The 24,837-nt window shown below is 72.0% G+C and carries 24 protein-coding genes; 10 read left to right on the forward strand and 14 right to left on the reverse strand.

Going from position 1 to position 24,837, the window contains the following annotated elements:
- Positions 1-219 (reverse strand): hypothetical protein, encoded by a 219-nt coding sequence (locus ACIHIX_RS07750; RefSeq protein ID WP_399951278.1) that lies wholly within the window; start codon positions 217-219, stop codon positions 1-3.
- Positions 220-433: 214 nt separating this feature from the next.
- Between ACIHIX_RS07750 and ACIHIX_RS07755 the strand changes: the two genes are divergently transcribed.
- Positions 434-1,129: an alpha/beta fold hydrolase gene (locus ACIHIX_RS07755; RefSeq protein ID WP_399951280.1), complete on the forward strand. Its 696-nt coding sequence runs from the start codon at positions 434-436 to the stop codon at positions 1,127-1,129.
- A gap of 13 nt (positions 1,130-1,142) precedes the next feature.
- Here the strand turns inward: ACIHIX_RS07755 and ACIHIX_RS07760 are convergent, their stop codons facing one another.
- From ACIHIX_RS07760 to ACIHIX_RS07770, 3 genes are read right to left on the reverse strand one after another with little or no spacing between them, the layout of a single operon-like run.
- Positions 1,143-2,258: an FAD-dependent oxidoreductase gene (locus ACIHIX_RS07760; RefSeq protein ID WP_399951283.1), complete on the reverse strand. Its 1,116-nt coding sequence runs from the start codon at positions 2,256-2,258 to the stop codon at positions 1,143-1,145.
- 53 nt (positions 2,259-2,311) lie between these two features.
- Positions 2,312-3,340, reverse strand: coding sequence for an L-idonate 5-dehydrogenase (locus ACIHIX_RS07765; RefSeq protein ID WP_399951285.1), 1,029 nt, complete (start codon positions 3,338-3,340; stop codon positions 2,312-2,314).
- 16 nt (positions 3,341-3,356) lie between these two features.
- On the reverse strand, positions 3,357-4,127 hold the full coding sequence (locus ACIHIX_RS07770; protein WP_399951288.1) for an SDR family oxidoreductase: 771 nt from the start codon (positions 4,125-4,127) through the stop codon (positions 3,357-3,359).
- Between the two features lie 54 nt (positions 4,128-4,181).
- On the opposite strand from ACIHIX_RS07770, the gene ACIHIX_RS07775 reads away from it, so the two are divergent.
- Positions 4,182-4,976: an IclR family transcriptional regulator gene (locus tag ACIHIX_RS07775; protein ID WP_399951291.1), complete on the forward strand. Its 795-nt coding sequence runs from the start codon at positions 4,182-4,184 to the stop codon at positions 4,974-4,976.
- A 22-nt stretch (positions 4,977-4,998) separates the two neighbouring features.
- Here the strand turns inward: ACIHIX_RS07775 and ACIHIX_RS07780 are convergent, their stop codons facing one another.
- Positions 4,999-6,024, reverse strand: a complete 1,026-nt coding sequence (locus ACIHIX_RS07780) for an amidohydrolase family protein (RefSeq protein WP_399951294.1) — start codon at positions 6,022-6,024, stop codon at positions 4,999-5,001.
- Entirely contained in the window at positions 6,021-6,683 is a 663-nt protein-coding gene (locus tag ACIHIX_RS07785) for a TetR/AcrR family transcriptional regulator (RefSeq protein ID WP_399951297.1), read from the reverse strand. The genes ACIHIX_RS07780 and ACIHIX_RS07785 overlap by 4 nt, the downstream gene beginning before the upstream one ends.
- Positions 6,684-6,788: 105 nt before the next feature.
- Between ACIHIX_RS07785 and ACIHIX_RS07790 the strand changes: the two genes are divergently transcribed.
- Genes ACIHIX_RS07790 through ACIHIX_RS07800 form a run of 3 tightly spaced genes read left to right on the forward strand, consistent with a single transcriptional unit; the run spans position 6,789 to position 10,277 of the window.
- Positions 6,789-8,369, forward strand: a complete 1,581-nt coding sequence (locus ACIHIX_RS07790) for a bifunctional 3-(3-hydroxy-phenyl)propionate/3-hydroxycinnamic acid hydroxylase (protein WP_399951300.1) — start codon at positions 6,789-6,791, stop codon at positions 8,367-8,369.
- 37 nt (positions 8,370-8,406) lie between these two features.
- On the forward strand, positions 8,407-9,276 hold the full coding sequence (locus ACIHIX_RS07795; RefSeq protein ID WP_399951303.1) for an alpha/beta fold hydrolase: 870 nt from the start codon (positions 8,407-8,409) through the stop codon (positions 9,274-9,276).
- Positions 9,273-10,277: a VOC family protein gene (locus tag ACIHIX_RS07800; protein ID WP_399951306.1), complete on the forward strand. Its 1,005-nt coding sequence runs from the start codon at positions 9,273-9,275 to the stop codon at positions 10,275-10,277. Before ACIHIX_RS07795 ends, ACIHIX_RS07800 begins: the two co-directional genes overlap by 4 nt.
- Before the next feature lie 10 nt (positions 10,278-10,287).
- On the opposite strand, the gene ACIHIX_RS07805 is transcribed toward ACIHIX_RS07800, so the two are convergent.
- From ACIHIX_RS07805 to ACIHIX_RS07830, 6 genes are all read right to left on the reverse strand, one after another.
- The gene (locus ACIHIX_RS07805) at positions 10,288-10,917 is read right to left on the reverse strand and encodes a TetR/AcrR family transcriptional regulator (protein ID WP_399951309.1); all 630 of its coding nucleotides are present in this window, start codon (positions 10,915-10,917) and stop codon (positions 10,288-10,290) included.
- Between the two features lie 68 nt (positions 10,918-10,985).
- Positions 10,986-11,978 carry a methylmalonyl Co-A mutase-associated GTPase MeaB gene (gene meaB, locus ACIHIX_RS07810; protein WP_399951312.1) on the reverse strand — a complete coding sequence of 331 codons (993 nt, stop codon included), beginning with the start codon at positions 11,976-11,978 and terminating at the stop codon, positions 10,986-10,988.
- Positions 11,975-14,149: a methylmalonyl-CoA mutase gene (scpA, locus tag ACIHIX_RS07815; RefSeq protein WP_399951315.1), complete on the reverse strand. Its 2,175-nt coding sequence runs from the start codon at positions 14,147-14,149 to the stop codon at positions 11,975-11,977. Before scpA ends, meaB begins: the two co-directional genes overlap by 4 nt.
- Complete coding sequence (locus ACIHIX_RS07820; protein ID WP_399951318.1) at positions 14,146-15,948, reverse strand: methylmalonyl-CoA mutase family protein; 1,803 nt, start codon at positions 15,946-15,948, stop codon at positions 14,146-14,148. The genes scpA and ACIHIX_RS07820 overlap by 4 nt, the downstream gene beginning before the upstream one ends.
- Positions 15,949-16,050: 102 nt before the next feature.
- Positions 16,051-16,314 carry a GlsB/YeaQ/YmgE family stress response membrane protein gene (locus ACIHIX_RS07825; RefSeq protein WP_399951321.1) on the reverse strand — a complete coding sequence of 88 codons (264 nt, stop codon included), beginning with the start codon at positions 16,312-16,314 and terminating at the stop codon, positions 16,051-16,053.
- A gap of 58 nt (positions 16,315-16,372) precedes the next feature.
- Positions 16,373-17,458, reverse strand: a complete 1,086-nt coding sequence (locus ACIHIX_RS07830) for an acyltransferase family protein (RefSeq protein ID WP_399951323.1) — start codon at positions 17,456-17,458, stop codon at positions 16,373-16,375.
- 241 nt (positions 17,459-17,699) lie between these two features.
- Between ACIHIX_RS07830 and ACIHIX_RS07835 the strand changes: the two genes are divergently transcribed.
- Positions 17,700-19,019: a hemolysin family protein gene (locus ACIHIX_RS07835; protein WP_399951326.1), complete on the forward strand. Its 1,320-nt coding sequence runs from the start codon at positions 17,700-17,702 to the stop codon at positions 19,017-19,019.
- Positions 19,016-20,044 (forward strand): hemolysin family protein, encoded by a 1,029-nt coding sequence (locus ACIHIX_RS07840; RefSeq protein ID WP_399951328.1) that lies wholly within the window; start codon positions 19,016-19,018, stop codon positions 20,042-20,044. The genes ACIHIX_RS07835 and ACIHIX_RS07840 overlap by 4 nt, the downstream gene beginning before the upstream one ends.
- Positions 20,045-20,056: 12 nt before the next feature.
- Here the strand turns inward: ACIHIX_RS07840 and ACIHIX_RS07845 are convergent, their stop codons facing one another.
- Positions 20,057-21,229, reverse strand: coding sequence for a magnesium and cobalt transport protein CorA (locus ACIHIX_RS07845; RefSeq protein WP_399951331.1), 1,173 nt, complete (start codon positions 21,227-21,229; stop codon positions 20,057-20,059).
- A 912-nt stretch (positions 21,230-22,141) separates the two neighbouring features.
- On the opposite strand from ACIHIX_RS07845, the gene ACIHIX_RS07850 reads away from it, so the two are divergent.
- The 3 genes from ACIHIX_RS07850 to ACIHIX_RS07860 are packed head-to-tail and all read left to right on the forward strand — an operon-like array spanning position 22,142 to position 23,920.
- The gene (locus tag ACIHIX_RS07850) at positions 22,142-23,257 is read left to right on the forward strand and encodes a winged helix DNA-binding domain-containing protein (RefSeq protein ID WP_399951333.1); all 1,116 of its coding nucleotides are present in this window, start codon (positions 22,142-22,144) and stop codon (positions 23,255-23,257) included.
- A gap of 10 nt (positions 23,258-23,267) precedes the next feature.
- Positions 23,268-23,555, forward strand: coding sequence for a LysR family transcriptional regulator (locus tag ACIHIX_RS07855; RefSeq protein WP_399951336.1), 288 nt, complete (start codon positions 23,268-23,270; stop codon positions 23,553-23,555).
- Positions 23,471-23,920 carry a LysR substrate-binding domain-containing protein gene (locus tag ACIHIX_RS07860; protein ID WP_399951954.1) on the forward strand — a complete coding sequence of 150 codons (450 nt, stop codon included), beginning with the start codon at positions 23,471-23,473 and terminating at the stop codon, positions 23,918-23,920. Before ACIHIX_RS07855 ends, ACIHIX_RS07860 begins: the two co-directional genes overlap by 85 nt.
- Before the next feature lie 26 nt (positions 23,921-23,946).
- Here the strand turns inward: ACIHIX_RS07860 and ACIHIX_RS07865 are convergent, their stop codons facing one another.
- The gene (locus ACIHIX_RS07865) at positions 23,947-24,738 is read right to left on the reverse strand and encodes a S1 family peptidase (RefSeq protein ID WP_399951339.1); all 792 of its coding nucleotides are present in this window, start codon (positions 24,736-24,738) and stop codon (positions 23,947-23,949) included.
- Positions 24,739-24,837 lie beyond the last annotated feature (99 nt).

The raw sequence follows: 24,837 nt of genomic DNA on the forward strand, positions 1-24,837 counted from the left end.
TCAGCCGATCAGTCTGATCACCGGCGGCCACAGCACGTTGCGCGCCCGCAGCAGGGACGGCCCGAGATGTTCCGGGCACACCGGCAGCGGGAAGTCGACATACCGGCCGATCTCGAAACGGGCCCGGGCGGTACACGTCCGCCCCGCGTCGGAACCGTCGAACTGCCCCTTGCACAGCGGGGGTTGAGCGGAAGGCGAGGTGTCGGAGGACGCGTGCATGGTCACCTCGTCACCGCCGGCCGGTACATACCGCCACGCTAAGAAGCCCCCGCCCGTCCTGCCCGCAGGGAGGGCCCGTCCGGGTGAGCCGGGTCGTGCGTCGCGACAGGGCCACGCTCGGCGAGGTCATCCCCGACAGCGGCGGGCATGTCCTGGCGGGGGAGGAACCCGCACACTGACTGCGGCACACTCACACCGGAGCGAAAGGCATTCCGTGCAACTCCACACCCGTGAATGGGGCACCGGCGACCGGACGGCCCTGCTCGTCCACGGCATCATGTCGGACTCCCGCACCTGGCGCCGCGTCGGACCCGCCCTCGCCGAGCGCGGCTACCGGGTGCTCGCGGTCGACCTGCGTGGCCACGGCCGTTCGCCGCGCGGCGAGTACACCCCGGGGGACTTCGCCGACGACCTCGTGGACACCCTGCCGCCCGGCGCCGACGTGATCATCGGCCACTCCCTCGGCGGACTCGCCCTCTCCCTCGCGGTGGAGCGGCTGCGCCCGCTGCGGGCCGTCTACTCCGATCCGGCCTGGTCCTCACCCGACCCCGAACAGCCGCTGGACCCCGAGACGTTCGCGTCCGGCAAGAACGTCACGCGGGAGCACATAGCCCGGTCGAACCCGCGCTGGGACCCCGCGGACGTGGACGTCGAGGTGGCCACGCTGGCCGACTGGGACGCGGACACCTCGTACTTCCTCGACGGCCGCCCGCTCGCCGGCTTCGTCCCCGACCGCCCGGCCGTGCCCTCCCTGGTCCAACTCGCCGAGCCCAGCTTCCTGGTGGGGGCGGCGGACGTGACGCGGCTGCGGGCGAGCGGCTTCGAGGTGCGTACGGTCGCCGGGGCGGGCCACACGATCCACCGGGACGACTTCGACGGGTTCATGAAGTCCCTCGACGGCTGGATCTGAGCGACACCGGGGATCAGGCCGCCAACTCGCTGTTCCAGTCCAGCAGTCGTACGAGATCGTCCTCGCCGGGGCGGGGTGCCCCGGTGGGGCGGTCGCCGCGGGAGAGGGCGCCGCTGACCGCGACGTTGTGCTCCACGCGCGGGCGGCGGAGCTCCTCGTAGCGGGTGAGCGCGGCGTCCAGATCCGGGGTGTCCCGCAGTGACTTGGCGAGCACGACCGCGTCCTCCAGCGCCATCGACGCCCCCTGGCCGGTCGCGGGGGACGCCGCGTGGGCCGCGTCGCCGACGAGCAGGGTGCGGGCGGAGCGCCAGGGGGTGCCGGCGGGGATCTCGGCGGCGTCGGTGACGAGGATGTCGTCCTGGGTGGCGGCGACGATGTCCGCGGCCGGGCCGGCGTCCTCGCGCAGCAGCTCCACGAGCGGCTCGCGCCACCCGCCGGGCGCCTTCGGCGGTACGTCCGCCACACGCGCGAACCAGTACGTCTCCCCGTCGGGCGACATCGCGTACCCGAACGCGGCCCGGCTGCCGCGCACCATCGTGATCTGCTCGGCGGCGCCGGACGGGCGGGCGGTGCCGGTGTAGCCGTAGAACACGCGCTGCCCGGCGTAGCGCGGGCGCACGCCCGGGGCGATCGTCTCCCGGACCGTGGAGTGGAGGCCGTCGGCGCCGACGAGCAGGTCGGCCGTCGTACGGCCCCCGTCCGAGAAGCGGGCGGTAACGCCGCCCAAGCCCTCCTCGACGGAGGCCAGCCGCACCCCGTGCCGGACGTCGATGCCCCGGCGCGCCGCCTCCGACTGGAGCGCCGCGTTGAGGTCGCCGCGGCGTACGCACCGGAACCGCAGCAGCGGATCGTCGGCCTCGCCCAGCGGCACCCGCGCCAGCTCGCCGCCCGTCGCGTCGAGCACCCGCATCGACCGCAGCGGGAACCCGACCGCGCGGACGGCGGCACCGGCGTCCAACTGGGCCAGGGCCCGCATGCCGTTGCTCGCCAGGGTGAGGAACGCGCCCAGGTCCTCGGCCGAGTCGGGATGCGCCTCGTGCACGACGACGTCGGCACCCGCCTTGTGCAGGGCCAACGCCGTCGCCGTACCGCCGATTCCGCCGCCTATGACCATCGTCCGTATGCGCATGCGATCGAACGTACCCGCCACAACTGCTCCGCTGTGAGCGGATGTTCGGCCGGTCAGGACCCCGACAGGTCCAGCAGCACCTTCGAGGCGGCCCTCCGGTCCTGGGCGGTGGCGAACGCGGTGACGGACTCCGCCAGCGGGAAGGTGTGCGTGACCACCGGGTCCACGGGCAGGCCCTCGGCCAGCAGGGCGAGCGCCTCGTCGAACTCGGTGTCGAAGCGGAAGGCCCCCCGTAGTTCGAGTTCACGGGTGACCGCGACATTGCCCAACAGGCCGATCTCGCCCGGCGGGAGCAGCCCGAGCAGGACGACGACGCCGCCGCGGTGGACGCGCTCGACGCAGGTCCGCAGCCCCGCCGGGGCGCCGGACGCCTCGATCGCGAGGTCGAAGCCGCCCGCCCAGGACGGGTCTTCGGGCCGGTCCGCCCGTGCCGTCGCCGTGGCGCCGACGGCCGTCGCGATGCGCAGCGGCTCCTCGAAGAGGTCGCTGACGACCACCTCGGCGGCGCCCCGGCGCCGCAGCGCGGCCACCACCAGGCAGCCGATCGGCCCGGCGCCGGTCACGAGGACCCGCCTGCCGCGCACCTCGCCCGCCCGGTTGACGGCGTGCAGCGCCACCGACAGCGGCTCGGCGAGGACGGCCCGCCGCAGGTCGAGGCCGGGCGGCAGCGCGCGGATCTGTTCGGCGGGCACGGTGATCGTCTCGGCGAACCCGCCCTGGACGTGCGGGGAATGGGCGGCGCTGCCGAGGTAGCGGGTGCGGGCGCAGATGTTGCGCCGGCCGCCGGCGCACTCGGCGCAGCTGCCGCAGGGTGTGGCGGGGTGGACCGCGACGGGCGTACCGGGCGGCGGGCCGTCGGTGCCGGGGCCGAGGGCGGCGACCCGGCCGACCACCTCGTGGCCCAGCACCATGGGCTCGCACAGGGCGAAGTCCCCCACCCGGCCCTGGTGGTAGTAGTGCAGGTCGCTGCCGCAGATCCCGCCGAGGGCGACGGCGACCGCGATCTCGCCGGCGCCGGGACCGTCGTACGGCCGTTCCTCGACCCGGAGATCACCGGCTCCGTGGACGACACAGGCGTGCATGAGGGCTCCTTCGGGGTTACAGGACGGAGAGCATGCCGCCGTCGACGTACACGAGCTGTCCGTTGACGAAGTCGGAGGCGGGGGAGGAGAGGAAGAGCAGGGCGCCGACGAGGTCCTCGACCTTGCCCCAGCGGCCGGCGGGGGTGCGACCGCGGACCCAGGCGCTGAACTCCTCGTCGGCGACCAGGGCGGAGGTCAGTTCGGTGTCGAAGTAGCCGGGGCCGATGCCGTTGACCTGGATGCCGTGCGGGCCGAGGTCGGCGCACATGCCCTTGGTGAGCATCTTCAGACCGCCCTTGGTGGCGGAGTAGGGCGCGATACCGGGACGGACCGCCTCGCTCTGGAGCGAGCAGATGTTGACGATCTTGCCGTGGCCGCGCGGCACCATGCGCCGGGCGACCTCGCGGCCGACGAGGAAGGCGCTGGTGAGGTTGGTGTCCAGCAGGCCGTGCCAGTCCTCGTCGGTGAAGTCGAGGAACGGGGCGCGGCGTTGGGCGCCGGTGTTGTTGACCAGGATGCCGATCGGGCCGTCGCGGTCCTCGACGCGGGCGACGGCGTCCGCGACCGCGGCGGAGTCGGTGACGTCGAAGGCCTCGGCGCGGACCCGGTCGCCGAACGTCTCGGCGAGCTCCTTGCGAGCGGCCTCCAGGGCGACGGGGTCACGGCCGTTGAGGACGACGGTGCAGTCGGCCTCCAGCAGCCCCGCGGCCAGGGCCCGGCCGATGCCACGGCTCGAACCGGTGACCAGGGCCACCTTGCCGGTGACGTCGAAGAGAGGGTGACTCATCGCTGTTTTTCCATTCAGTGGAAAATGTATCCACTCAATGGTAATCTGCGAGGTATGAGTGCCACCAGTGAGGGGCCGACCGGAATGCCCTCCGACGTGCCGGCCGATGTCGTGGGCCGGGCGATCCGGCTGCTCGTCCTGGTCGGCGAGCATCCGCACGGCATCACGCTGTCCGAGCTGTCCCGGGCCAGCGGCGTCGCCGTCAGCACCGTGCACCGGCTGGTCAACTCCCTGTGCCGGGAGGGCCTGGTGGAGTTCGAGACGGCGGGCAAGCGCTACAAGCCGGGGCTCCGGCTGTTCCAACTCGGCCAGCAGGCCGGCCAGGTCTACGGATTCGCCGGCACCGCGCTCCCCGTGATGCAGCGGGTGACGCGGCAGACCGAGGAAGCCACCCTGATGTCCGTCCTCGACGGCACCCGCCATCTCTACGTGCACTACGTGGACGGCCCCCTGCCGGTCGGCGTCCGCAGCGACCCCGGCCGCCACGGCCCGCTGCACTGCACCTCGATGGGCAAGATCCTCATGGCCTTCGCGCCCGACGACGTCCGCGAGGACCTCCTCGACCGCGTCGAACTCACCCCGCACGGCCCCCGGAGCATCACCGACCGCGACGTCCTGCGCGAGGAGGTCGCCCGCGCGGCCGGACGCGGTTACGCCACGGCCGACGAGGAACACCACGCGGGCCTCCGCGCCGTCGCCGTCCCCGTCCTCCGCCCGGACGGCACGCTCTTCGCCGCCCTCTCCACCGCCGCCCCGGCCTTCCGCCGCACCATGACGGACATGACCGCGATGGTGCCGGTGCTGCGCGCGGCGGCGGAAGAGCTGGGGGTACGGCTGCCGGGGCGGTGAGGGTGAGGACGTGGACGTCCCCTCAGGCCTTCCCGGGATTCACCAGCCGGAAGAAGAAGCGCGCGCCCGCCCGTTGCGCGGACCGGCGCAGGTTCCGTCGCGGCGTCCGTGCGGGCGTAGCGCCCAGGCGGGGGAAGAGGGTCAGGGCGTTGGTGCGGTTGACGGCGGCCAGGGTGGTGGGGGCGAGCTCGGTGTCGAGGCCGGTCGCGAAGTACTGGCCCGCGATCGAGGGGGCGAAGGGCCAGTCGCTGCCGAACAGGACGTGTCCGGGGCGGGCGAAGGCGAGCAGCGTGGGCAGGGCGGCCGGGCTGGAGGACAGCGCGGTGTCGAAGTAGAAGGAGCGGAAGTCGTCCAGGACGTCCAGCGGGCTGCGCCCGGTCTCGCCCGCGATGGTGACGGCCATGCGATGGGAGGCGTACGGCACGAAGCCGCCCGCGTGGCTGAGGATGAACCGGATGTCCGGGTAGGTACGGACGATGCCGTTGCGGACGAGGAGGAAGGCGGCCCGCGTGGTGTCCAGGAGGAAGTCCGCGGCGAACGGCGGGATCCCCTCGACGGCGGGTGCCGGAAGGTCGGCGGGGTGCACGAAGGCGACGGCGCCCCGGTCGTTGAGCGCCCGCCACAGGGCCTCCTGGCCGGGCGCGCCCAGATACGTGCCCCGGTTGTTGGCCAGGAGGGTCACCCCGTCGGCGCCCAGTTCGTCCAGGGCACGTACGGCCTCCGCGGCCGAGGCGGCGGCGTCCGGCATCGGGACGGTGGCGAACCAGCCGAACCGCTCGGGAAGGCCGGCCGCGTACTCGTTGAGCCGGCGGGCCAGGCCGGCGGCCTCGGCCGGGTCGGTGAGGAAGCCGGCGCCGGGGGTGGAGACGGACACGACGGCGGTGTCGGTGCCCAGCAGGTCCAGCTGTTCCAGGGCCGCCTCCGCACTCCAGTCCGGCAGGGCACGGCCACCGGCCTCGGCGATGCCCGCCTCGGTGAGCAGGTCGCGGTAGAAGGGCGGGACCAGATGGTGGTGGACGTCGATACGGCGGGGTGAGTCGGCAGTCATGCGGATCGCTTTCTGAGGGGGCTGAAAGAAGTCGGAGGGGCGTCACCGGGGCGCGCCGCCAGCCGGGCCGCCGCGTCGAACACGAGCCGTGCGTGCAGCTCGAACATCGTCCGCAGATCGACGGCGCCGCCGTTGATCTCCCGGTGCACGAACAGACCGTCGGCACCGGCCACCGTGTAGGTGGTCAGGGTCTGCACGGCGGCCTCGTCGAGGTCCGGAAAGAGGCCGCGGACGTCGTCGGCGACCCGCCGCCGGGCGGTCTCGCGGACCTGGAGGAACACCTTGCGCCCGCGCGGCTCGGCGGGCCGCCGTTCCAGGGCGAGCATCAGGCCGAGCCGCAGGAAGTCCGGCGCGGCCAGCAGGGACTCCGCCACGCTGCGCGCCATGACCAGCACCCGCTCCAGCGGCGTCCCCGTCGTCTCGTCCGGCAGCCGCACAGCCGACAGCCAGGCCTCGAAGCTGCGCTCGATGACCGCCGCGATGAGGTCGTCCTTGTGCTCGAAGTGCCAGTAGATCGAGCTGGCGGGCAGCCCGCACTTGGCGCTGACGGCCGCGATGGACGTGCCCTCGTAGCCGCGCTCGCCCGCGATCTCCACGGCCGCGTCGAGGATCCGCTCCCGCGACTCCACGCCGTTCGCCCGCTTGACGCGCCTGGTCATGAAGGTGTCCCTCCTGCGCCGCAACCTCTTGACCGTCTTCGACCACCACCTTACCGTAGCGAGCATTCCAATTGGAATAAGCGTTACAGCAACGAGGTGGTCCGGGTGAGCGAAGACAGTGACAGCACGTACGACGTGGCGGTGATCGGCTACGGGCCGACCGGCGTCACGGCCGCGAACCTGCTGGGCGCGGCGGGTCTCAGGGTCGTCGTCCTGGAACGGGACGCCGAGGTCTACTCCCGCGCGCGGGCCATCTCCACGGACGAGGAGGTCGTACGGATCTGGCAGCGCGCCGGCCTCGCCGACCGGCTCAAGCGGGACATGCTGGCCGAGCGCCCGCTCGACTTCGTCGACGCCCGCGGCCGGACCTTCCTCAGCGCCTGCCCCACCCCGCGCGGCCACGGCCACCCGCCGCAGATGTTCCTCTACCAGCCCGCGCTGGAGCAGGTCCTGCGCGAGGGCGTCGAGCGCTACCCGAACGTGGAGGTGCGGCTGCGCCACGAGTGTCTGCGCCTGCGCCAGGAGGCGGACGGCGTGGAGCTCACCGTGGTGTCCACCGGCGACGACTCCGTACGACGCCTGCGCGCGCGGTACGTCATCGCGGCCGACGGCGGCTCCAGCCTCACCCGCGCCCAGCTCAACGTCGGCTACGAGGGGCGGACGTACGAGGACCGCTGGGTCGTCGTCGACACCGAGATGCTCAAGCCCTGGCCCGACCACGACCGGCTCCGCTTCCGCTGCGACCCGGAGCGGCCCGCGGTCGACTGCCCGACCCCGCTGGGCCACCACCGCTGGGAGTTCCCGATCCTCCCCGGCGACGACGAGCAGCGGCTGACCACCGACGACGCCATTCACGCGATGGTCGCCAAGTACGGCATCGGCCGGGACCGGATCAGGATCCTGCGCGCCACCGTCTACAGCCACCACGTCCGCTTCGCCGCCCGCTTCCGCGTCGGCCGGGTCTTCCTCGCCGGCGACGCGGCCCACGCGATGCCGCCGTGGATCGGACAGGGCATGGCGGCCGGCGTACGGGACGCGGCGAACCTGTGCTGGAAGCTGGACGCGGTGCTGCGCGGCGAGCTGCCCGAGTCGGTGCTCGACAGCTACGAGACCGAGCGCAAACCCCACGTCAGGGAGGTCACCCGACGGGCCGTCCTCGTCGGGCGCATCATCACCGAACGGCGCCGCCCGGTCACCCGCGTCCGCGACACGCTCCTCCCGCTCCTGAACCGGGTCCAGCGCCTGAGCGACTGGCTGACCGACTCCAACTGGATACCGGTCGCCCACTACGCCGACGGTCTCCAGGCCCGCCCCCGCACCAAGGCCACGGGCCATCAGATCCCGCAGCCCTGGGTGACCGGCGCCGACGGGGAGCGCGTACGCCTGGACGACGCGCTCGGCGGCCGGTGGCTGCTGCTGCACCTCGGGCGGCCCACCCCGCAGCCGGCCTGGGACCGCCTCGGCGTTCCCGCGCTGGCCGTCCTGCCCGTGGGCTCCAGGCCGGCCGAGGGCGCGGTCGTCGACAGCGACGGCGTCCTGCTGCCCTGGCTGACCGCGCACCGCGCGGCGGCCGTCGCCCTGCGCCCCGACGCCTACGTCTACAGCGCCGCGGCCCCCGGGGACCGCCTCCCGCCACCGCCCGCCGGGTTCACCCCCGTCACCCGCCCGATCGCGAGAACCCGATGAACACGCACCCCCTCACCCGCCCGATCACGAGGACCCGATGAACGCACATACCGCCCTCCCGCCCCTTGAGGAGTCCCTCCTCGACGTCGGCGGCCGGCAGATCTTCGTCGCCGCGGCCGGCCCGGCCGACGCCCCGCCCGTCCTCCTGCTGCACGGCGGCGGCCCCGGCGCCTCCGGAGTCTCCAACTACTCCCGCAACATCGCCGAGTTGGCCAGGGAGTACCGGGTCGTCGTCCCCGACCTGCCCGGTTACGGCCGCAGCAGCAAGGGCGTCGACCGCACCGACCCGTTCGGCACCCTCGCCACCGGCATCCGCGGTGTACTGGACCGACTGGGCCTGGACAAGGCGCACTTCGTCGGCAACTCCTACGGCGGGGCCTGCGCCCTGCGGCTCGCCCTGGACACCCCCGACCGGGTCGACCGCATGGTCCTCATGGGCCCCGGCGGCATCGGCACCACCCGCGCACTGCCCACGCCCGGCCTCAGCTCCCTGCTCAACTACTACGGCGGGGACGGCCCTTCACGGCTGAAGCTGGAGAAGTTCATCCGCCAGTACCTCGTCTTCAACGCGGCCGACGTCCCCGACGGCGTCATCGACGCCCGCTACCGGGACAGCCTCGACCCCGAGGTCGTGGCGGCCCCGCCGCTGCGGCGGCCGAAGTCGCTCAAGGCCCTGTGGAAGACGGACTTCACGCGCGACAGGCGGCTGTCCCGGCTGCCCGTGCCGACCCTCGTCCTGTGGGGTGCCGCCGACCGGGTCAACCGGCCCTCCGGCGGCCGGATGCTGGCGGACCGGCTGCCCAACGGCGACCTCTACCTGGTCGCCAACACCGGGCACTGGGTGCAGTGGGAACGCGCAGACCTCTTCAACCGCCTCTGCGCCGACTTCCTGGCAGGCCGCCGATGAGCACCGAGTCCGTGTTCGGAGCCGTCCACCTCGGTTACCTCGTCATCGAGACCAACCGCTTCACCGACTGGCGCCGCTTCGGCACCGACGCCATCGGCATGCACCACGACGCCCTCTCGCGTGACGTCATGCGCTTCCGCCTCGACGACCAGGAGTGCCGCTTCCTGCTCCGGCGCGGCCCCGCCGAGGACGTCGTCGCCACCGGCTGGCACATCGACGACCACGCCTCCTTCGAACGGATCGAGGCCCGGGTACGCGCCCACGGCGTCCCCTGTACCGAGGGCTCCGCCGAGGAGGCCGCCCTGCGCGGCGTCGAACGCCTCCTGCGCTTCCCCGGCCCCAAGGGCATCACCCAGGAGATCTACACCACCCCGGTCGCCTCGTCCGAGCCGCTGCGCATGCTCTCCTCCGGCTGGGTCACCGGCGACTCCGGCATGGGCCACGTCGCGATCACCTCCGCCAAACCGGCGCGGCTGCGCGGCTACTTCGACACCGTCTTCGACGCCCGGCTCACCGACTGCATCGAGGAGACCATCAGCGGCGTCAAGCTCAAGATCCGCTTCCTGCGCGTCAACGAACGCCACCACTCCATCGCCATCGCCGCCGTCAGAGGCCTGCCCATCGACCCGGTCCGCACCCGCGTCCAGCACCTCAACATCCAGGCCGAGAGCCTGGACGACCTGGCGCGCAGCTACGACCGCGTCGGCGAACTCGGCTTCGACATGGCCCTGTCGGTGGGGCAGCACACCAACGACAAGGAGCTCTCCTACTACGCCCGCACCCCTTCGGGCTTCGAGTGGGAGGTCGGCTGGAACCCCCTCGTCGTCGACGAGTCGACCTGGCAGCCCACCACCCACCAGGGCATCAGCGTCTGGGGCCACACCCCGGTCGGCCGGACGATCGTCGACAAGCTGGAGCAGTTCCGCCGCGGCGGCCTCTCCCTGGCCCGCCGTGAGGACACGGTGCCCGCACTCAGCGGCGCCGGCGTGCCCGACGACTGACCGGACGCCGTCATCGCGCGGCGGCCGCCATACGCGCCGCCGCGTCGAACACCAGCCGCGCGTGCAGCTCGAACATCGCCACCAGGTCCACGGACTCGCCATGGATCTCCCGGTGCACGAACAGCCCGTCGGCCCCGGCGATCGCGTACGTCGTGAGGGTCTGCACGTCTCCTTCGGCGAGCTGCGGGAACACCGTGCGGACGACGTCCGCGATCCGCTGCCGGGAAATGTCCCTGACCTGGAGGAACACCATCCGCCCGCGCGGCTCGGCGGGCCGCCGTTCCAGGGCGAGCATCAGACCGAGCCGCAGGAAGTCCGGCGCGTCGATCAGGGACTTCGCCACGTTCGCCGCCATGGCCGTGACCCGCTCCAGCGGTGTGCCCGCGTCCTCCCCGGGCAGCTCCACGGCCGCCAGCCAGGTCTCGAAGCTGCGCTCGATGACCGCCGCGATCAGGTCGTCCTTGTCCTTGAAGTGCCAGTAGATCGAGCTCGCCGGCAGCCCGCACTTCTCCCGCACGGCCGCGATGGACGTGCCCTCGTAACCGCGCTCACCCGCGATCTCCACGGCCGCGTCGAGAATCCGGCGCCGGGACTCCACCCCGTTGGCACGCTGCTTCCGCTCGGGGTTCGCGCTGGTCATGAGTGGGTCTCTCCGGTTCGTACGGGGTTTCGTACGACCATTCTGGCGCAGGCCGGAGGGTTGGGCCCTCAGTCCTCCGTGGGCGTACGGCTCCCGAAGGCCTTCAGGATCCGCTCGGCGGCTAGGGTGGCCGTCAACTCGCCCTCCCTGACCCGCTGTTCGAGCCCGGGAGCGACGGCGCGCACCGCCGGGTCGGCGTTCAGCCGGTCCAGGAGCTCGTCGCGGACCATGCTCCAGGTCCAGTCGATCTGCTGGTCACGCCGCTTGGCGGACAGGCGGCCGGTGGAGTCCAGCAGGGTGCGGTGCTGTTCGATCCGCTCCCAGACCGTGTCGAGGCCGGTCGACTGGCGGGCGCTGCAACTGAGCACCGGCGGCGTCCAGAACGCGTCCTTGCCGTGCATGAGGCGCAGCGCGCCGGCCAACTCGCGTGCGGCTGCTTGCGCGTCACGCTCGTGCGGGCCGTCCGCCTTGTTCACGGCGATCACGTCGGCGAGCTCCAGGACGCCCTTCTTGATGCCCTGGAGCTGGTCGCCGGTACGGGCCAAGGTCAGCAGCAGGAAGGTGTCGACCATGTTGGCGACCGTGGTCTCCGACTGGCCGACGCCGACGGTCTCCACCAGGATCACGTCGTATCCCGCGGCCTCCATCACCACGATCGACTCACGGGTCGCCTTGGCCACACCGCCCAGCGTGCCGGCGGTGGGGGAGGGGCGCACGAAAGCCGCCGGGTCGACGGCCAGGCGCTCCATGCGGGTCTTGTCGCCGAGGATCGAGCCGCCGGTCCGGGTGGAGGACGGGTCCACCGCGAGAACCGCGACCCGGTACCCCAGTGAGGTCAGCATCGTGCCGAACGCGTCGATGAAGGTGGACTTGCCGACGCCGGGCACCCCGCTGATCCCGATCCGCCGCGACCGGCCGCTGTGCGGGAGCAGCTCGGTGAGCAACTCCTGCGCCAGCACCCGGTGTTGGGGTCGGGTGGACTCGACGAGCGTGATGGCGCGCGCGATGATCGCCCGCTTCCCGTCGAGCACGCCCTTCACATACGCGTCGACATCGATCACAGGGCGTGCCCGAGGTCCGACGACAGCCGCTCCACCAGGTCGTGGGCCGCGTCCGGGATCACCGTCCCGGGCGGGAACACGGCCGCTGCGCCCATCTCAAGGAGGATCGGCACGTCCTGCGGCGGGATCACCCCGCCGACGACGATCATGATGTCCTCGCGCCCCTCCTCGGCCAGCGCCTCCTTCAGCGCCGGGACGAGGGTGAGGTGACCGGCCGCGAGGGACGACACCCCGACGATGTGCACGTCCGCCTCGACGGCCTGCCGGGCCACCTCGGCCGGGGTCTGGAACAGGGGGCCGACGTCGACGTCGAAGCCGAGGTCGGCGAAGGCGGTCGCGATGACTTTCTGCCCGCGGTCATGGCCGTCCTGGCCCATCTTGGCGACCAGGATGCGCGGGCGCCGGCCCTCCGCCTCCTCGAAGGCGTCGACCAGGGCGCGGGTGCGGTCCACGGACGGGGACTCCCCTGCTTCGTTGCGGTACACGCCGGAGATCGTACGGATCTGGCTCGCGTGCCGGCCGTACACCTTCTCCAGGGCGTCGGAGATCTCACCGACGGTCGCCTTCGCGCGGGCCGCGTGCACGGCCAGCTCCAGCAGGTTGCCCGCACCGCCCGCCGCGCGGGTCAGCGCGTCGAGGGCGTCCTGGCAGGCCCGCTCGTCCCGCTCGGCGCGCAGCCGGCGCAGCTTCTCGATCTGCTGGGCGCGCACGGAGGAGTTGTCGACCTTGAGGACGTCGATCGCCTCGTCGTTCGCCACCCGGTACTTGTTCACGCCGATCACCGGCTGCCGGCCGGAGTCGATGCGGGCCTGGGTGCGGGCCGCGGCCTCCTCGATGCGCAGCTTGGGGATGCCGGCGTCGATGGCCTTGGCCATGCCGCCCGCCGCCTCGACCTCCTGGATGTGCTGCCAGGCCTTGCGCGCGAGGTCGTACGTCAGCTTCTCGACGTACGCGCTGCCGCCCCACGGGTCAATGACCCGGGTGGTGCCCGACTCCTGCTGGAGCAGCAGCTGGGTGTTGCGGGCGATGCGCGCGGAGAAGTCGGTGGGCAGCGCGAGCGCCTCGTCGAGGGCGTTGGTGTGCAGCGACTGGGTGTGGCCCTGCGTCGCCGCCATCGCCTCCACGCAGGTGCGCGTGACGTTGTTGAACACGTCCTGCGCGGTCAGCGACCAGCCGGAGGTCTGCGAATGGGTGCGCAGGGAAAGGGACTTGGTGTTCTTCGGGTCGAACTGCCTGACCAGCTTCGCCCACAGCAGGCGTGCCGCGCGCAGCTTGGCGACCTCCATGAAGAAGTTCATGCCGATCGCCCAGAAGAACGACAGCCGGGGCGCGAACGCGTCGACGTCCAGGCCCGCTTCACGCCCCGCGCGGATGTACTCCACACCGTCCGCGAGGGTGTACGCCAGCTCCAGGTCGGCCGTCGCACCCGCCTCCTGGATGTGATAGCCGGAGATCGAGATGGAGTTGTACCGCGGCATCCGCTGCGAGGTGTACGCGAAGATGTCCGAGATGATCCGCATCGACGGCGACGGCGGATAGATGTAGGTGTTGCGGACCATGAACTCCTTGAGGATGTCGTTCTGGATGGTCCCGGCCAACTTCTCGGGCGGTACGCCCTGTTCCTCCGCGGCGACGATGTACAGCGCGAGCACCGGCAGCACGGCGCCGTTCATCGTCATCGACACGGTCATCCTGTCCAGCGGGATGCCGTCGAAGAGCTGACGCATGTCGTAGATCGAGTCGATGGCCACGCCCGCCATGCCGACGTCACCGGTCACGCGCGGGTGGTCACTGTCGTAACCCCGGTGCGTGGGCAGGTCGAAGGCGATCGACAGCCCCTTCTGTCCGGCCGCGAGATTGCGGCGGTAGAAGGCGTTGGACTCCTCGGCGGTGGAGAACCCCGCGTACTGGCGGATCGTCCAGGGCTGGTTGACGTACATCGTCGGGTACGGCCCGCGCAGATACGGCGCGACGCCCGGACGCGTGTCCAGGAAGTCCAGGCCCTCCAGGTCCTGCCCGGTGTACAGCGGCTTGACCGGGATGCCCTCCGGGGTCTCCCAGAGCAGGTCGTCGCCGTCACCGGCGTTCTTGACGGCCGCCTGCCAGTCGTCGGCGGTGCCGGTGGCGGCCGGGGTTCCGAGTTCGATCCCGGAGAAGTCGGGGACGGTCATCGGGAGACCCCCAAGCGGTCGAGAGCGTCGGTCAGAACGGAGACGGCGTCACAGCCGGCGAAGACATAGGAGTCCACGCCCGCGTACTCCGCCGGGCGGCCGGCGAGGGAGACATGCGTGGCACCCGCCGCGCGCAGCTCCCGGGCGGTGTCCTCGGCCTGCTCCGCGTACAGCGCGTCACTGGAGCACAGGCACACCTCGGTGGCACCGCTGTCCGCGAAGGTGCCCTCGGTGACGGCCTCGATGCCGCCCGCCTGGAAGAGGTTCGCGGCGAAGGTCAGCCGTGCGGTGTGCGCGGCGGCCGGGCCGAGCGCGGCCAGGAAGACGCGGGGTCGGCCGCCGGTGGCGGCCAGGTGGGCGTCGGAGCGGGCGCGCAGCTCCTCGTAGGCCTCGTCGCGGCGCACCCGGGGCAGTCCGCCGGTCAGCGGCTCGGGCGCGGGCTCGCGCACGACCGGTTTCTCGGCCAGGTGCGGGAACTCGCTGACACCGGTGATCGGTTCACGCCGCTTGGCGAGCTTCTTGGAGCGCTCCGCCCAGGTCGTCGCCAGGTCGGTGCGCAGCCGGCCCGAGCGCAGCACGGCCGCCTGTCCGCCGTCCCGCTCGATCGTGCGGAAGAACTCCCAGCCCGCGTGGGCGAGTTCGTCGGTCAGCCGCTCCACGTACCAGGAACCGCCCGCCGGGTCGATCACCCGGGCGAGGTGGGACTCCTCGATGAGGACCGTGGAGGTGTTGCGGGCGATACGGCGGGCGAACGCGTCCGGCACCCCCAGCTCCTGGTCGAAGGGCAGCACCGTCACGGCGTCGGCGCCACCGGCACCGGCGGCCAGCGTGGCGATCGTGGCCCGCAGCATGTTCACCCACGGGTCGCGGCGCGTCATCATCACCGGCGAGGTCACCGCGTGCTGCACCTGGGCGCCCGCCTTCGGCACCCCGCACGCCTCCGCGACCCGGGCCCACAGCCGGCGCGCCGCGCGCAGCTTGGCGATGGTCAGGAACTGGTCGGCGGTCGCCGCGTAGCGGAACTCCAGCTGGGCGCAGGCCTGTTCGGCACTGAACCCGGCCTCGGTGAGCGCGCGCAGATACGCGACGCCGGTCGCCAGCGAGGCGCCCAGCTCCTGCGCGGCCGAGCCGCCGGCCTCGTGGTACGGCAGCGCGTCCACGGTCAGGGCGCGCAGGCCGGGGTGGCGCCCGACGAGCTTCAGCACGGGTGCGAGGTCGTACGACCGCCCGGTGCGGGCCTCGAAGCCCAGCGGGTCGGCGCCGAGGTTGCCGCGCACGGCGTCGGGGGCGACGCCCCGCTCCTCGTGGACCTTGAACAGTGCGAGTGCGGCGGCCTCGGTCTCGGCGCCCGCGTCGAGGACGACGGGCGCGAGGTCGAGATAGACGCCGTCGAGGACCCGGCCCAGCTCGGAGACCTGGATGCCGCTGCCCTCGCCGAGCGGCAGCCACACGGAGGTGACGCCGTTCTCCAGGTCGGTCAGGACCGCCTGGCCGTCGGCCGTCGCGTGCCGCTGGCGGACGTCCCAGCCGCCGACCGTGTTGCCCGCGGCCCGGCCGCCGCGGACGAACGGGGCGAAGCCGGGGAGGCCGGGGTCGGGTGCGGCGTCGCGCGCGGTGTACAGGGGGCGGGCGCCGAGCCCGTCCTCGAGCACGGTGGCCAGAGCATCCTCCGCCGCCGTGTCCGAGACCTCCTTGCCCGACTTGCGCAGCACCCCGGCTACGAGGTGTTGCCATTGTTCGTGTGTCGCGTCAGGGAACTCGGCGGCCAGCGCGAGCCCGTCGTCAGGCAGGACCGTCATGCTCGGATGCTAGGGCAGATCACTGAAGTTCCAGCAGAGTGCAGGCCTGTGACCTTGTTCTCGCTCGGAATGTGACCTGGTGCACTGGCCGACCGCCACCCCTCACCGACGCAGTTTGACCTTGCTGATCGCGACCACGCCGAGGGCGGCGAGGGCGATCTGGATGAGCCACTCGACCCAGTCGACACCCTTGGTGTCGGCCACGTCCAGGCCGGAGGCGATGCCGGTTCCGATGAACGCGGCGACGATGCCGATCACGATCGTCCACAGGACGCCGATGCGCTGCCGGCCCGGGACGACGAGCCGGCCGAGGACACCGATCACGATGCCGATGACGATGGCGCTGATGACGCCGGAAATCTCCATGAGCGGTCTGCCACCCCTCAGTCGTTGGTGACAATACGAGTGCCCGTTCGAACCGAGGTCAGACCTCCCTGCGGAAGGCCCAGTTCATCCGCGGCTCCATCACACACCGGAACACCCGCCGCACCGGCCCCGTGCACAACACCGTCACCACCGCGGCGGCCACGACGGAGACGGTGACCTTGCCGAGCGGCTGATGGAACCACTCGACGTGGGACCAGTGCCAGTGGTTGGCCGCCTGGATGACGAAGCCGTGCAGCAGATAGCCGTAGAGCGTGCCCGCGCCCAGCGCGGTGAACCACATCCGGCGCCCCGGCACCCAGGAGAGGAAGCAGCCGACCAGGACCAGCGAACAGCCGAACAGGGCCAGGGTCATGAGGGGCCCGTACCAGTCGGGCACGGCGAAGTCCGCGGCGGCGTCCTTGTGGAAGAACCAGGCGTAGTCCATGCGCGGCACCGCCCAGTACGCGAACAGGAGCGTGGCCGCCATGACCGGCACCGCCGCGAGCCGTACCCGCCACTGCCGGACCAGACTGAAGTGCGCGGGCCGCAGACACAGACCGAGCACGAAGTACGGCAGGAACTGAAGCGTGCGCTGGAGGTCGAGGTCCTTGCCGATGGACGGCGTGAGCGTGGCCAGCGCCGCGACGGCGAGCGCGATCGGCATCGGCCACCGCACCGCCCGCCAGATCGGCGTGGTCAGCCGCCAGATGAACAGCGCCGCCAGGAACCAGGTCAGATACAGCGGGTCCAGCAGACTGATCGCACGGTCGGGTTCGCCGTCGGACCAGCGGGTGAAGTAGGTGTACGCCGTCTCGAAGACGACGTAGGGGACCACGACGCCGGTGACCAGACGCCTGATCTTCGCCGGGCTCGCGTCGAAGTTCCGCGAGAAGTAGCCCGAGATCACGATGAACGCCGGCATGTGGAAGGCGTACACGACCATGTAGAGCGCGGTCACCGCACGGCTGTCCGAGCGCAGCGGCTCCCAGGCGTGCCCCATCGCCACCAGCACGATCGCCAGGTACTTGGCGTTGTCGAAGAACGCGTCCCGCTGCCGGGGTTGTTCGGCCGCCGCTGTTCTGGAACCTGTGGGGCGGGTTACGTCTCTTACGGGAGTTACGGCTGTGGAGGCGGAGGGCGGCATCCTGTCCGCCTTGCCGACTCCGGGCGAGGTAAACCACCCATCGGCGGAACAACGGGGAAGTCCCGAGCGTTGTGCACTTGACCAGCGTGCTTTGCGTGTCCTTTACCATGGGGATGCGTCCACACCCCCGATCCGCCGAGGATCCGTCGAAAAAGAGAAGGAGACACGAGCCCGCGATGGGTGAGCCTCCCAGTACCGACCGCGCCGACTCCCGCCCGTTCCGGACAACGGGGGTGGCGCGGTGACCGAGGTCCTGCTGCTCCTGCTGGCCCTCCTGCTCACACTGGCCTGCGCCGTGTTCGTCGCGGCCGAGTTCTCCCTGACCACCGTCGAGCGCGGTGAGCTGGAGCGCGCCACCGAGGCGGGCGAGCGCGGCGCCGAGGGCGCCCTGAAGGCCGTACGCCGGCTGACCGTCCAGCTCTCCGGCGCCCAGCTCGGCATCACCGTCACCTCGCTGGTGATCGGCATGCTCGCCGAGCCGTCCCTGGCCGCGCTGCTGCGGGGCCCGCTGGAGGCCCTCGGCCTGGGCGGGGCCGCCCCCACGGTGGCGACCGTCCTCGGCGTGGCGCTGTCCACGGTCGTGCTGATGGTGATCGGCGAGCTGGTGCCGAAGAACTGGGCGATCTCCCGGCCGCTGGCCGTCGCGAAGGTGGTGGCCGGACCGCAACGCGGCTTCACGGCCGCGTTCGGCCCGTTCATCGGCCATCTCAACAACACCGCGAACCGGGTCGTACGACGTCTCGGCCTGGAGCCCGCCGAGGAGCTGGCCTCCGCCCGCGGCCCCGAGGAGCTCGTCGCGCTCGCCGAGCACTCGGCGGCCGAGGGCGCCCTGGAGGCGGACTCCGCCGAACTGTTCGTGCGCACCCTGCACCTGGGCGAGCTGACCGCGCAGAACGTGATGACCCCGCGCGTCGACGTCCAGGCCCTGGAGGCACACGCCACGGCCGCCGACGCGGCCAACCTGACGTACGCCACCGGCCTGTCCCGCTTCCCGGTCTACCGCGACAGCCTCGACGAGGTGATCGGCAGCGTCCACATCCGTGACGTGCTGGCCCTGGAGCCGGAGAAGCGGTCCGTCACGCCGGTCACCGAACTGGCCACCGAGCCCCTGCTGGTGCCGGACAGCCTGCCCGCGGACCGGCTCCTGGAGCGGCTGCGCGCGACCCGCACCATGGCTGTGGTCATCGACGAGTACGGCGGTACGGCGGGCGTCGCCACGGTGGAGGACATCGTCGAGGAGGTCGTCGGCGAGGTCCGCGACGAGCACGACCCCGTCGAGGCGCCGGACCTGCAGCCCGTGGGCGTCGGCGCCTGGGAGGCGGAAGGCTCCGTCCGGCTGGACGAACTGGAGGCGATAGGACTCGCCGCCCCGGATGGCCCGTACGAGACCGTCGCGGGCCTCGTCGCCACCCGACTGGCCCGCATCCCCGTCAAGGGCGACGTCGTCGCGCTCGACGGCTGGCTGCTGGACGTGCTCGACGTCGAGCACCACCGCGCCGACCGTGTCCGCATCACCGCACCGGCCCAGGTGCCGGTCCAGGTGGGGGAGGAGTCCCGATGACCGCCGTGCAGCTTCTCATCGGCGCCCTGACGCTGCTGACCAACGCGTTCTTCGTGGGCGGCGAGTTCGCCCTGATCTCCGTGCGCCGCAGCCAGATCGAGCCGCGCGCGAAGGAGGGCGACAAGCGGGCCCGGATGACCCTGTGGGGCCTGGAGCACCTCTCCGCGATGATGGCGACCGCCCAGCTCGGCATCACCGTCTCCTCCCTGGTGCTCGGCGCGGTCGCCGAACCGGCCATCGCCCATCTGCTGGAGCCCGGCTTCGAGGCGGCCCACATCCCGGACGGCCTGGTGCATCCGATCGCGTTCGTGATCGCGCTGGCACTGGCGACCTATCTGCACATGCTGATCGGCGAGATGGTGCCGAAGAACATCGCCCTGGCGGCCCCCGTGGCGACCGCGCTGGTGCTCGGCCCGCCGCTGGTGGCCCTGACCCGGCTGCTGCGGCCGGTCGTGTTCGGCATCAACGCCTTCGCCAACACCCTGCTGAAGCTGCTGCGGGTCGAGCCGAAGGACGAGGTGGAGTCGGTCTTCACCGACGACCAGCTGGCCCGGATGGTCCTCGACGCGAGCGAGGCCGGACTGCTCTCGCCCGCCGACGGCGAACGGCTGCGGGACGCCCTGGAGCTGGGCACCCGCCCGGTCGGCGAGATCCTCGTCCCGGTCCAGCGGATGCGCACCGTCGACGCCTCGGTCACCCCGGCGCGCCTTGAGCGGGTGGCCGCCGAGGCGGGCTACTCCCGCTTCCCGGTCACCGGCCCGCAGGGCACGCTCCTCGGCTACCTGCACATCAAGGACACCCTCGGCAACGCCGACCGCGACCGCCCCTTCCCGCGCACCGCCCTGCACCCGGTCACCCGGGTCCGCATCGACACCCCGCTGGACGACACCCTCACCGCCCTGCGCGCCGACGGCAGCCATCTGGCCGCCGTGACCGGGGAGAAGGGGGCCGTCCTCGGGTTCGTGACCATGGAGGACGTACTGACGGAGCTGGTCGGCCCGGCACCGGCCGCCGTGTCGTCGTAGCGGACCGGTCCCTCAGAGCCAGTCGCGCCGCTTGAAGATCACGTACAGCCCGACACAGATCACGCCCATCAGCCCGATCGCGAAGGGATACCCGAAGGTCCACCCCAGTTCGGGCATGTGCTGGAAGTTCATGCCGTAGATGGTGCCGACGAGGGTGGGCGCGAAGAGGATGGCGGCCCACGAGGAGATGCGTTTGATCTCCTCGTTCTGCTCGAACCCCGCCTCGGCCAACGCCCGCATCTCGGCGTTCTGCTGCTGGGTGACCAGCGTCGCGTTCACGGTGAGGATCTCCGTGAGGGCCTGACGGAAGCCGTCGACGCGTTCGCTGGTGTGCGTGACGTGGTCGGCGACGTCGCGGAGGTAGCGCTGGAGTTCGTCGTCGGTGCCGTACTTGGAGAAGCCGGCCATCAGGCCGTGCAGCATGCCGACCAGGGGGCGGGTGGCGCGCTGGAACTCGACCATCTCGCGGGAGAGTTCGTAGATCCGGCGGGAGACCTCCGGGTCGCCCCGGAAGACCTCCGTCTCGATCTCGTCGACGTCGTTCTGCACGCCCGCCACGACCGGGACATAGCCGTCGACCACGGCGTCCAGGATGGCGTACAGCACCGCCTCCGGGCCGAGCTTCAGCAGGTCGGGCGAGGCCTCCATGCGGCTGCGGACCGCCGACAGGTCGGGGGCCGCGCCGTGCCGGACCGTGATGACGAAGTCGGGGCCCACGAACACGTGCAGCTCTCCGAAGTCGACCTCCTCCGGGGCGTCCAGATAGCGGGCGGCCCGCAGGACGACGAAGAGGGTCTCGCCGTAGCGTTCGAGCTTGGGCCGCTGATGGGCCTCCATCGCGTCCTCGACCGCGAGCGGATGCAGATTGAACTCGGCTGCCAGGGAGAGGAGTTCCGCCTCGGTCGGACGGGCAAGACCGATCCATGCCATGCCGGACCGCTGCTCACGCTGCTCTCGCAGCTCGCGGAAGGTCTCGGCGAGGGTCGCCGGCGCGGAGACCCGGACGCCGTCCCGGTACAGAGCCGCCTGGACGATGCTCGGCGGCTCCGCCTCGGTGGTCACCGGGTCGGACCGGTCGGCGGGCTGTCTCTCCGTCGGCGGGGGAGGGGCTGCCGGGGCCAGGGCACGGAGCCAGGCGGACTTCCCGCGGCCCTTCGCGGTCGGACGAACGCGTCGCTCGGACATCACGGCTGCCTCTCGGCTCGAGTCACCGGCTGCGTGATCAGCGAGCAGGATATACGCGGCAAACGACGCCGACCGGGTCGGGTGGGGCGTCGTCGGGTCGGACGTCGACGGGGGGCGGTGGTGTGGGCATCGGCGTCGACGGGGCCGGGGGTGCGGGCGTTGGCGTTGGTGGGGGCGGGGTGCGGGTGTCCGCATCGACGGGGCTGGGCGGTGCGGGTGCCTGCGTCAACGGGACTGGGCGGGGGCGGGCAGTGGCGTTGATGAGGGCAGGGGTGCAGGAATCGGCTGTCGGGTTCGGGCGGTGTGGGCGGTGACGCGGGCGGACCTGGGCGGGGTGGGACGGGTGTCGACGGGGCTGGGTGGTGCGGGCGTCGGTATGGATGGGACTGGGTGGCGCGGGTGTCGGCATGGATGGCGCCGGGTGGTGTGCGGGCCGGCGTCGACGGGGCCAGGTCGTGCGGGTGCCGGCGCGGACGGGGCTGGGTGGTGTGGGCCAGTCGTGTCGATGGGGCCGGGGTGCGGGAATCGGGCCGGGGGGTTTGGGTCGTGTGGGTCGGGGGTGTGGGAGGCGGGTCGTGGCGGGTTCGGGTCGTGTGGGAAGTGGTGTCGGTGGGGTGGGTCCTGCGGGGGGTGGTGTCGGTTGGGTCGGGGGTGCGGGAATCGGGCCGGGGGGTTTGGGTCGTGTGGGTCGGGGGTGTGGGAGGCGGGTCGTGGCGGGTTCGGGTCGTGTGGGAAGCGGTGTCGGTGGGGCGGGGCCCGCGGGAGGTGATGTCGGTTGGGGGTAGGGCCCGCGGGAGGTGATGTCGGTTGGGGGCGGGGCCTGCCGGGCGGGTGGCGATGGGGGTGTGTCGGTGGGGGATCCGGTTGCGTTGCGGACAGAAGGTGTCCTCAACGGGCGTTAGCGTGCGCGGTATGACGAAGACGGCCCCCGTGCTCGACCCCCGCGCCCTCAACCGGGCGACCCTCGACCGGCAGTTGCTGCTGGAGCGTTCCTCGCTGACGGCGAAGGCTGCGGTGGAGCATCTGCTCGGTCTCCAGGCGCAGAACGTCAAGCCGCCCTACTACGCGCTCGCCGCCCGCCTGGAGGGGTTCGCCCCCGAGGAGCTGTCCGGTCTCATGGCCGATCGTGAGGTCGTCCGGATCGTCACCATGCGGTCGACCATCCACACCCACACCGCCGCCGACACCCTCACCCTGCGCCCGCTCGTCCAGGCCGCCCGCGACCGCGAACTCACGAACTTCCGCAAGGGACTCGCCGGCGTCGACCTGGACCGGCTCGCCGCCCTCGCCCGCGATCTCGTCGAGACCGAGCCCCGCACCATGAAGCAGCTCCGCGAGGCGCTGCTCGAAGAGTGGCCCGACGCCGACCCGCAGTCCCTCGCGATCGCCGCCCGCTGCCGGCTCCCCCTCGTCCAGGTCACCCCGCGTGGACTGTGGGGTCACAGCGGCCAGGTGGCCCTCACCACCGCCGAGCACTGGCTCGGCCGCCCCGCCGAACCCACCCCCGCCCCCGACGCCACCGTCCTGCGCTACCTCGCCGCCTTCGGCCCCGCCTCCGTCAAGGACATGCAGACCTGGGCCGGCCTGACCCGCCTGCGCGAAGCCTTCGAGCGCCTGCGCCCGCAGCTCCTGACCTTCCGCGACGAGCACGGCGTCGAACTCTTCGACCTCCCCGACGCCCCGCGCCCCGACGCCGACACCCCGGCCCCGCCCCGCTTCCTCCCCGAGTTCGACAACCTCCTCCTCTCCCACGCCGACCGCACCCGGGTGATCCCGGCCGCGTACTGGGGCCGCAGCTGGGTGGGGAACATGGTGTACGCCACCTTCCTCGTCGACGGCTTCCTCGCGGGCGTGTGGAAGCTGGAGAAGGACGCCCCGGACAGTCACGCCCTCGTCATCGAGCCCTTCGGCAAGCTGACCAAGGGCCGGCGGGACGAGGTCACCCAGGAGGGGGCGCGGATGCTCGCCACCATGCATCCCGGGACGTCGTACGACATCCGGTTCGGGACCGTCGTACGGCCGTCCTAGAGTCCGGACCATGGAACTGCGCCGGCTCGCCTGCTTCGTGACCGTCGCCGAGGAACTGCACTTCGGGCGGGCCGCCGAGCGTTTGCACATCGTGCAGTCCGCGGTCGGTCAGCAGATCCAGCGACTGGAGCGGGAGCTGGCTGCCGACCTGTTCGACCGTTCGCCCCACCGCCCGGCCTCCGGATCGGCACCAGCACCGGACTCGGCGAGCATCTGGACCGCGTCCTCGCCGCGTTCACCCGACGGGCGCCGCAGGTGCCGGTCGAACTGGTCTCCCTGCCCGCCGCCGAGCGGCTGACGCGGGTCGCCGGTGGGCAGCTCGACGCCGCGTTCGTACGGGCCGTCGAGCCCGTCCCCGGCGTACGCGTACTGCCCTTGTGGTCCGACCCCCTGGTGGCCGCGCTGCCGCGCGAGGGGATGGCCTTCGTGCCGTTCCGCGCGCCCGGGCTCGCCCTGTCGACGGGACTGGCCGTGCGGGCTGCTCCTTGGTCGCGGACCCCGGTGGCGATGGACTGGAGTCACCGAACAGGCACACCGTTCAAGGGAGTCCAGGGCGCCGCCGGGAAGCTCACCGCCGACCGCCAGCCCTTTTTGGAAGACATGGATAGGGGGCGCTGCGGGCCGCTCGTGGAGGCCCGCAACGCCCCCTGGTACTTCACCTGAGGGGTGCTCAGGAGAACTTCTGGGACCTATGAGTTGACCTGTGCGGTCACCAGGCTGGAGAAGGTGGTCAGCCGGGTGTAGACACCCGGGTAACCGGCCTCCGCGCAGCCCTCGCCCCAAGAAGTGATCCCTGCCAGGACGCCCCCGATGAGCAGGGGACCGCCGCTGTCGCCCTGGCAGGTGTCTACGCCGCCGGAGGTGTATCCGGCGCAAACCATGTCGGACTGGACGAAGTCCGAACCGTAGGAGCTCGCACAGCTGGAGTCGGACACGATCGGCACGGTCGCGGTCCGCAGCTGGTTGGAGGAGCTGCCGTTCTCCGAGGTGGTGCCCCAGCCGAGGATGCGGGCGGTGGTGCCCGCCGCGTACACACCGGTCTGGGACGAGGAGACGTACGACGCCGGGGTGTACGACATCGCCGTCGAGAGGGTCAGGACGGCCACGTCGTCACCGTTGGTGGCGTCCGTGTAGCTGGGGTTGATCCAGATCTTGCTGACCCGGCTGACCGTGCCGTTGGTGCCGTTGAGGTAGGTCCGGCCGCCGACGACACGGACGCTGCTCGTGGTCTCGCCGACCATACAGTGGGCCGCCGTCACCACCTTGGTCGAGGAGACCAGGGTGCCGCCGCAGAACTGGTTCTGGGACGAGTCCGTGATCTGCATCATGAACGGGTACGAGGTCGTCGTGGTCGTGGAACCGCCGACGATGGGCTGGGGAGCGGCTACGGCGGAGGGGGCGCCGAGCAGCGCGGTCGCTGCGGCCGCAGCGGTGGCCGCCACGACGGCCGCGGTTCTCTTGGCGCGGTTGAGCCCGAACATGAGTCTCCTCAGTGGGGGTTGCCGGTGGGGGGACGCGCGGGTGTGGGGGGTGAGCACGGGGGTCGCGGGACCGACCCCCGTATGCCCGGGCGAGCGGCA

Source organism: Streptomyces sp. NPDC051913 (assembly GCF_044593635.1).
Classification (GTDB): domain Bacteria; phylum Actinomycetota; class Actinomycetes; order Streptomycetales; family Streptomycetaceae; genus Streptomyces.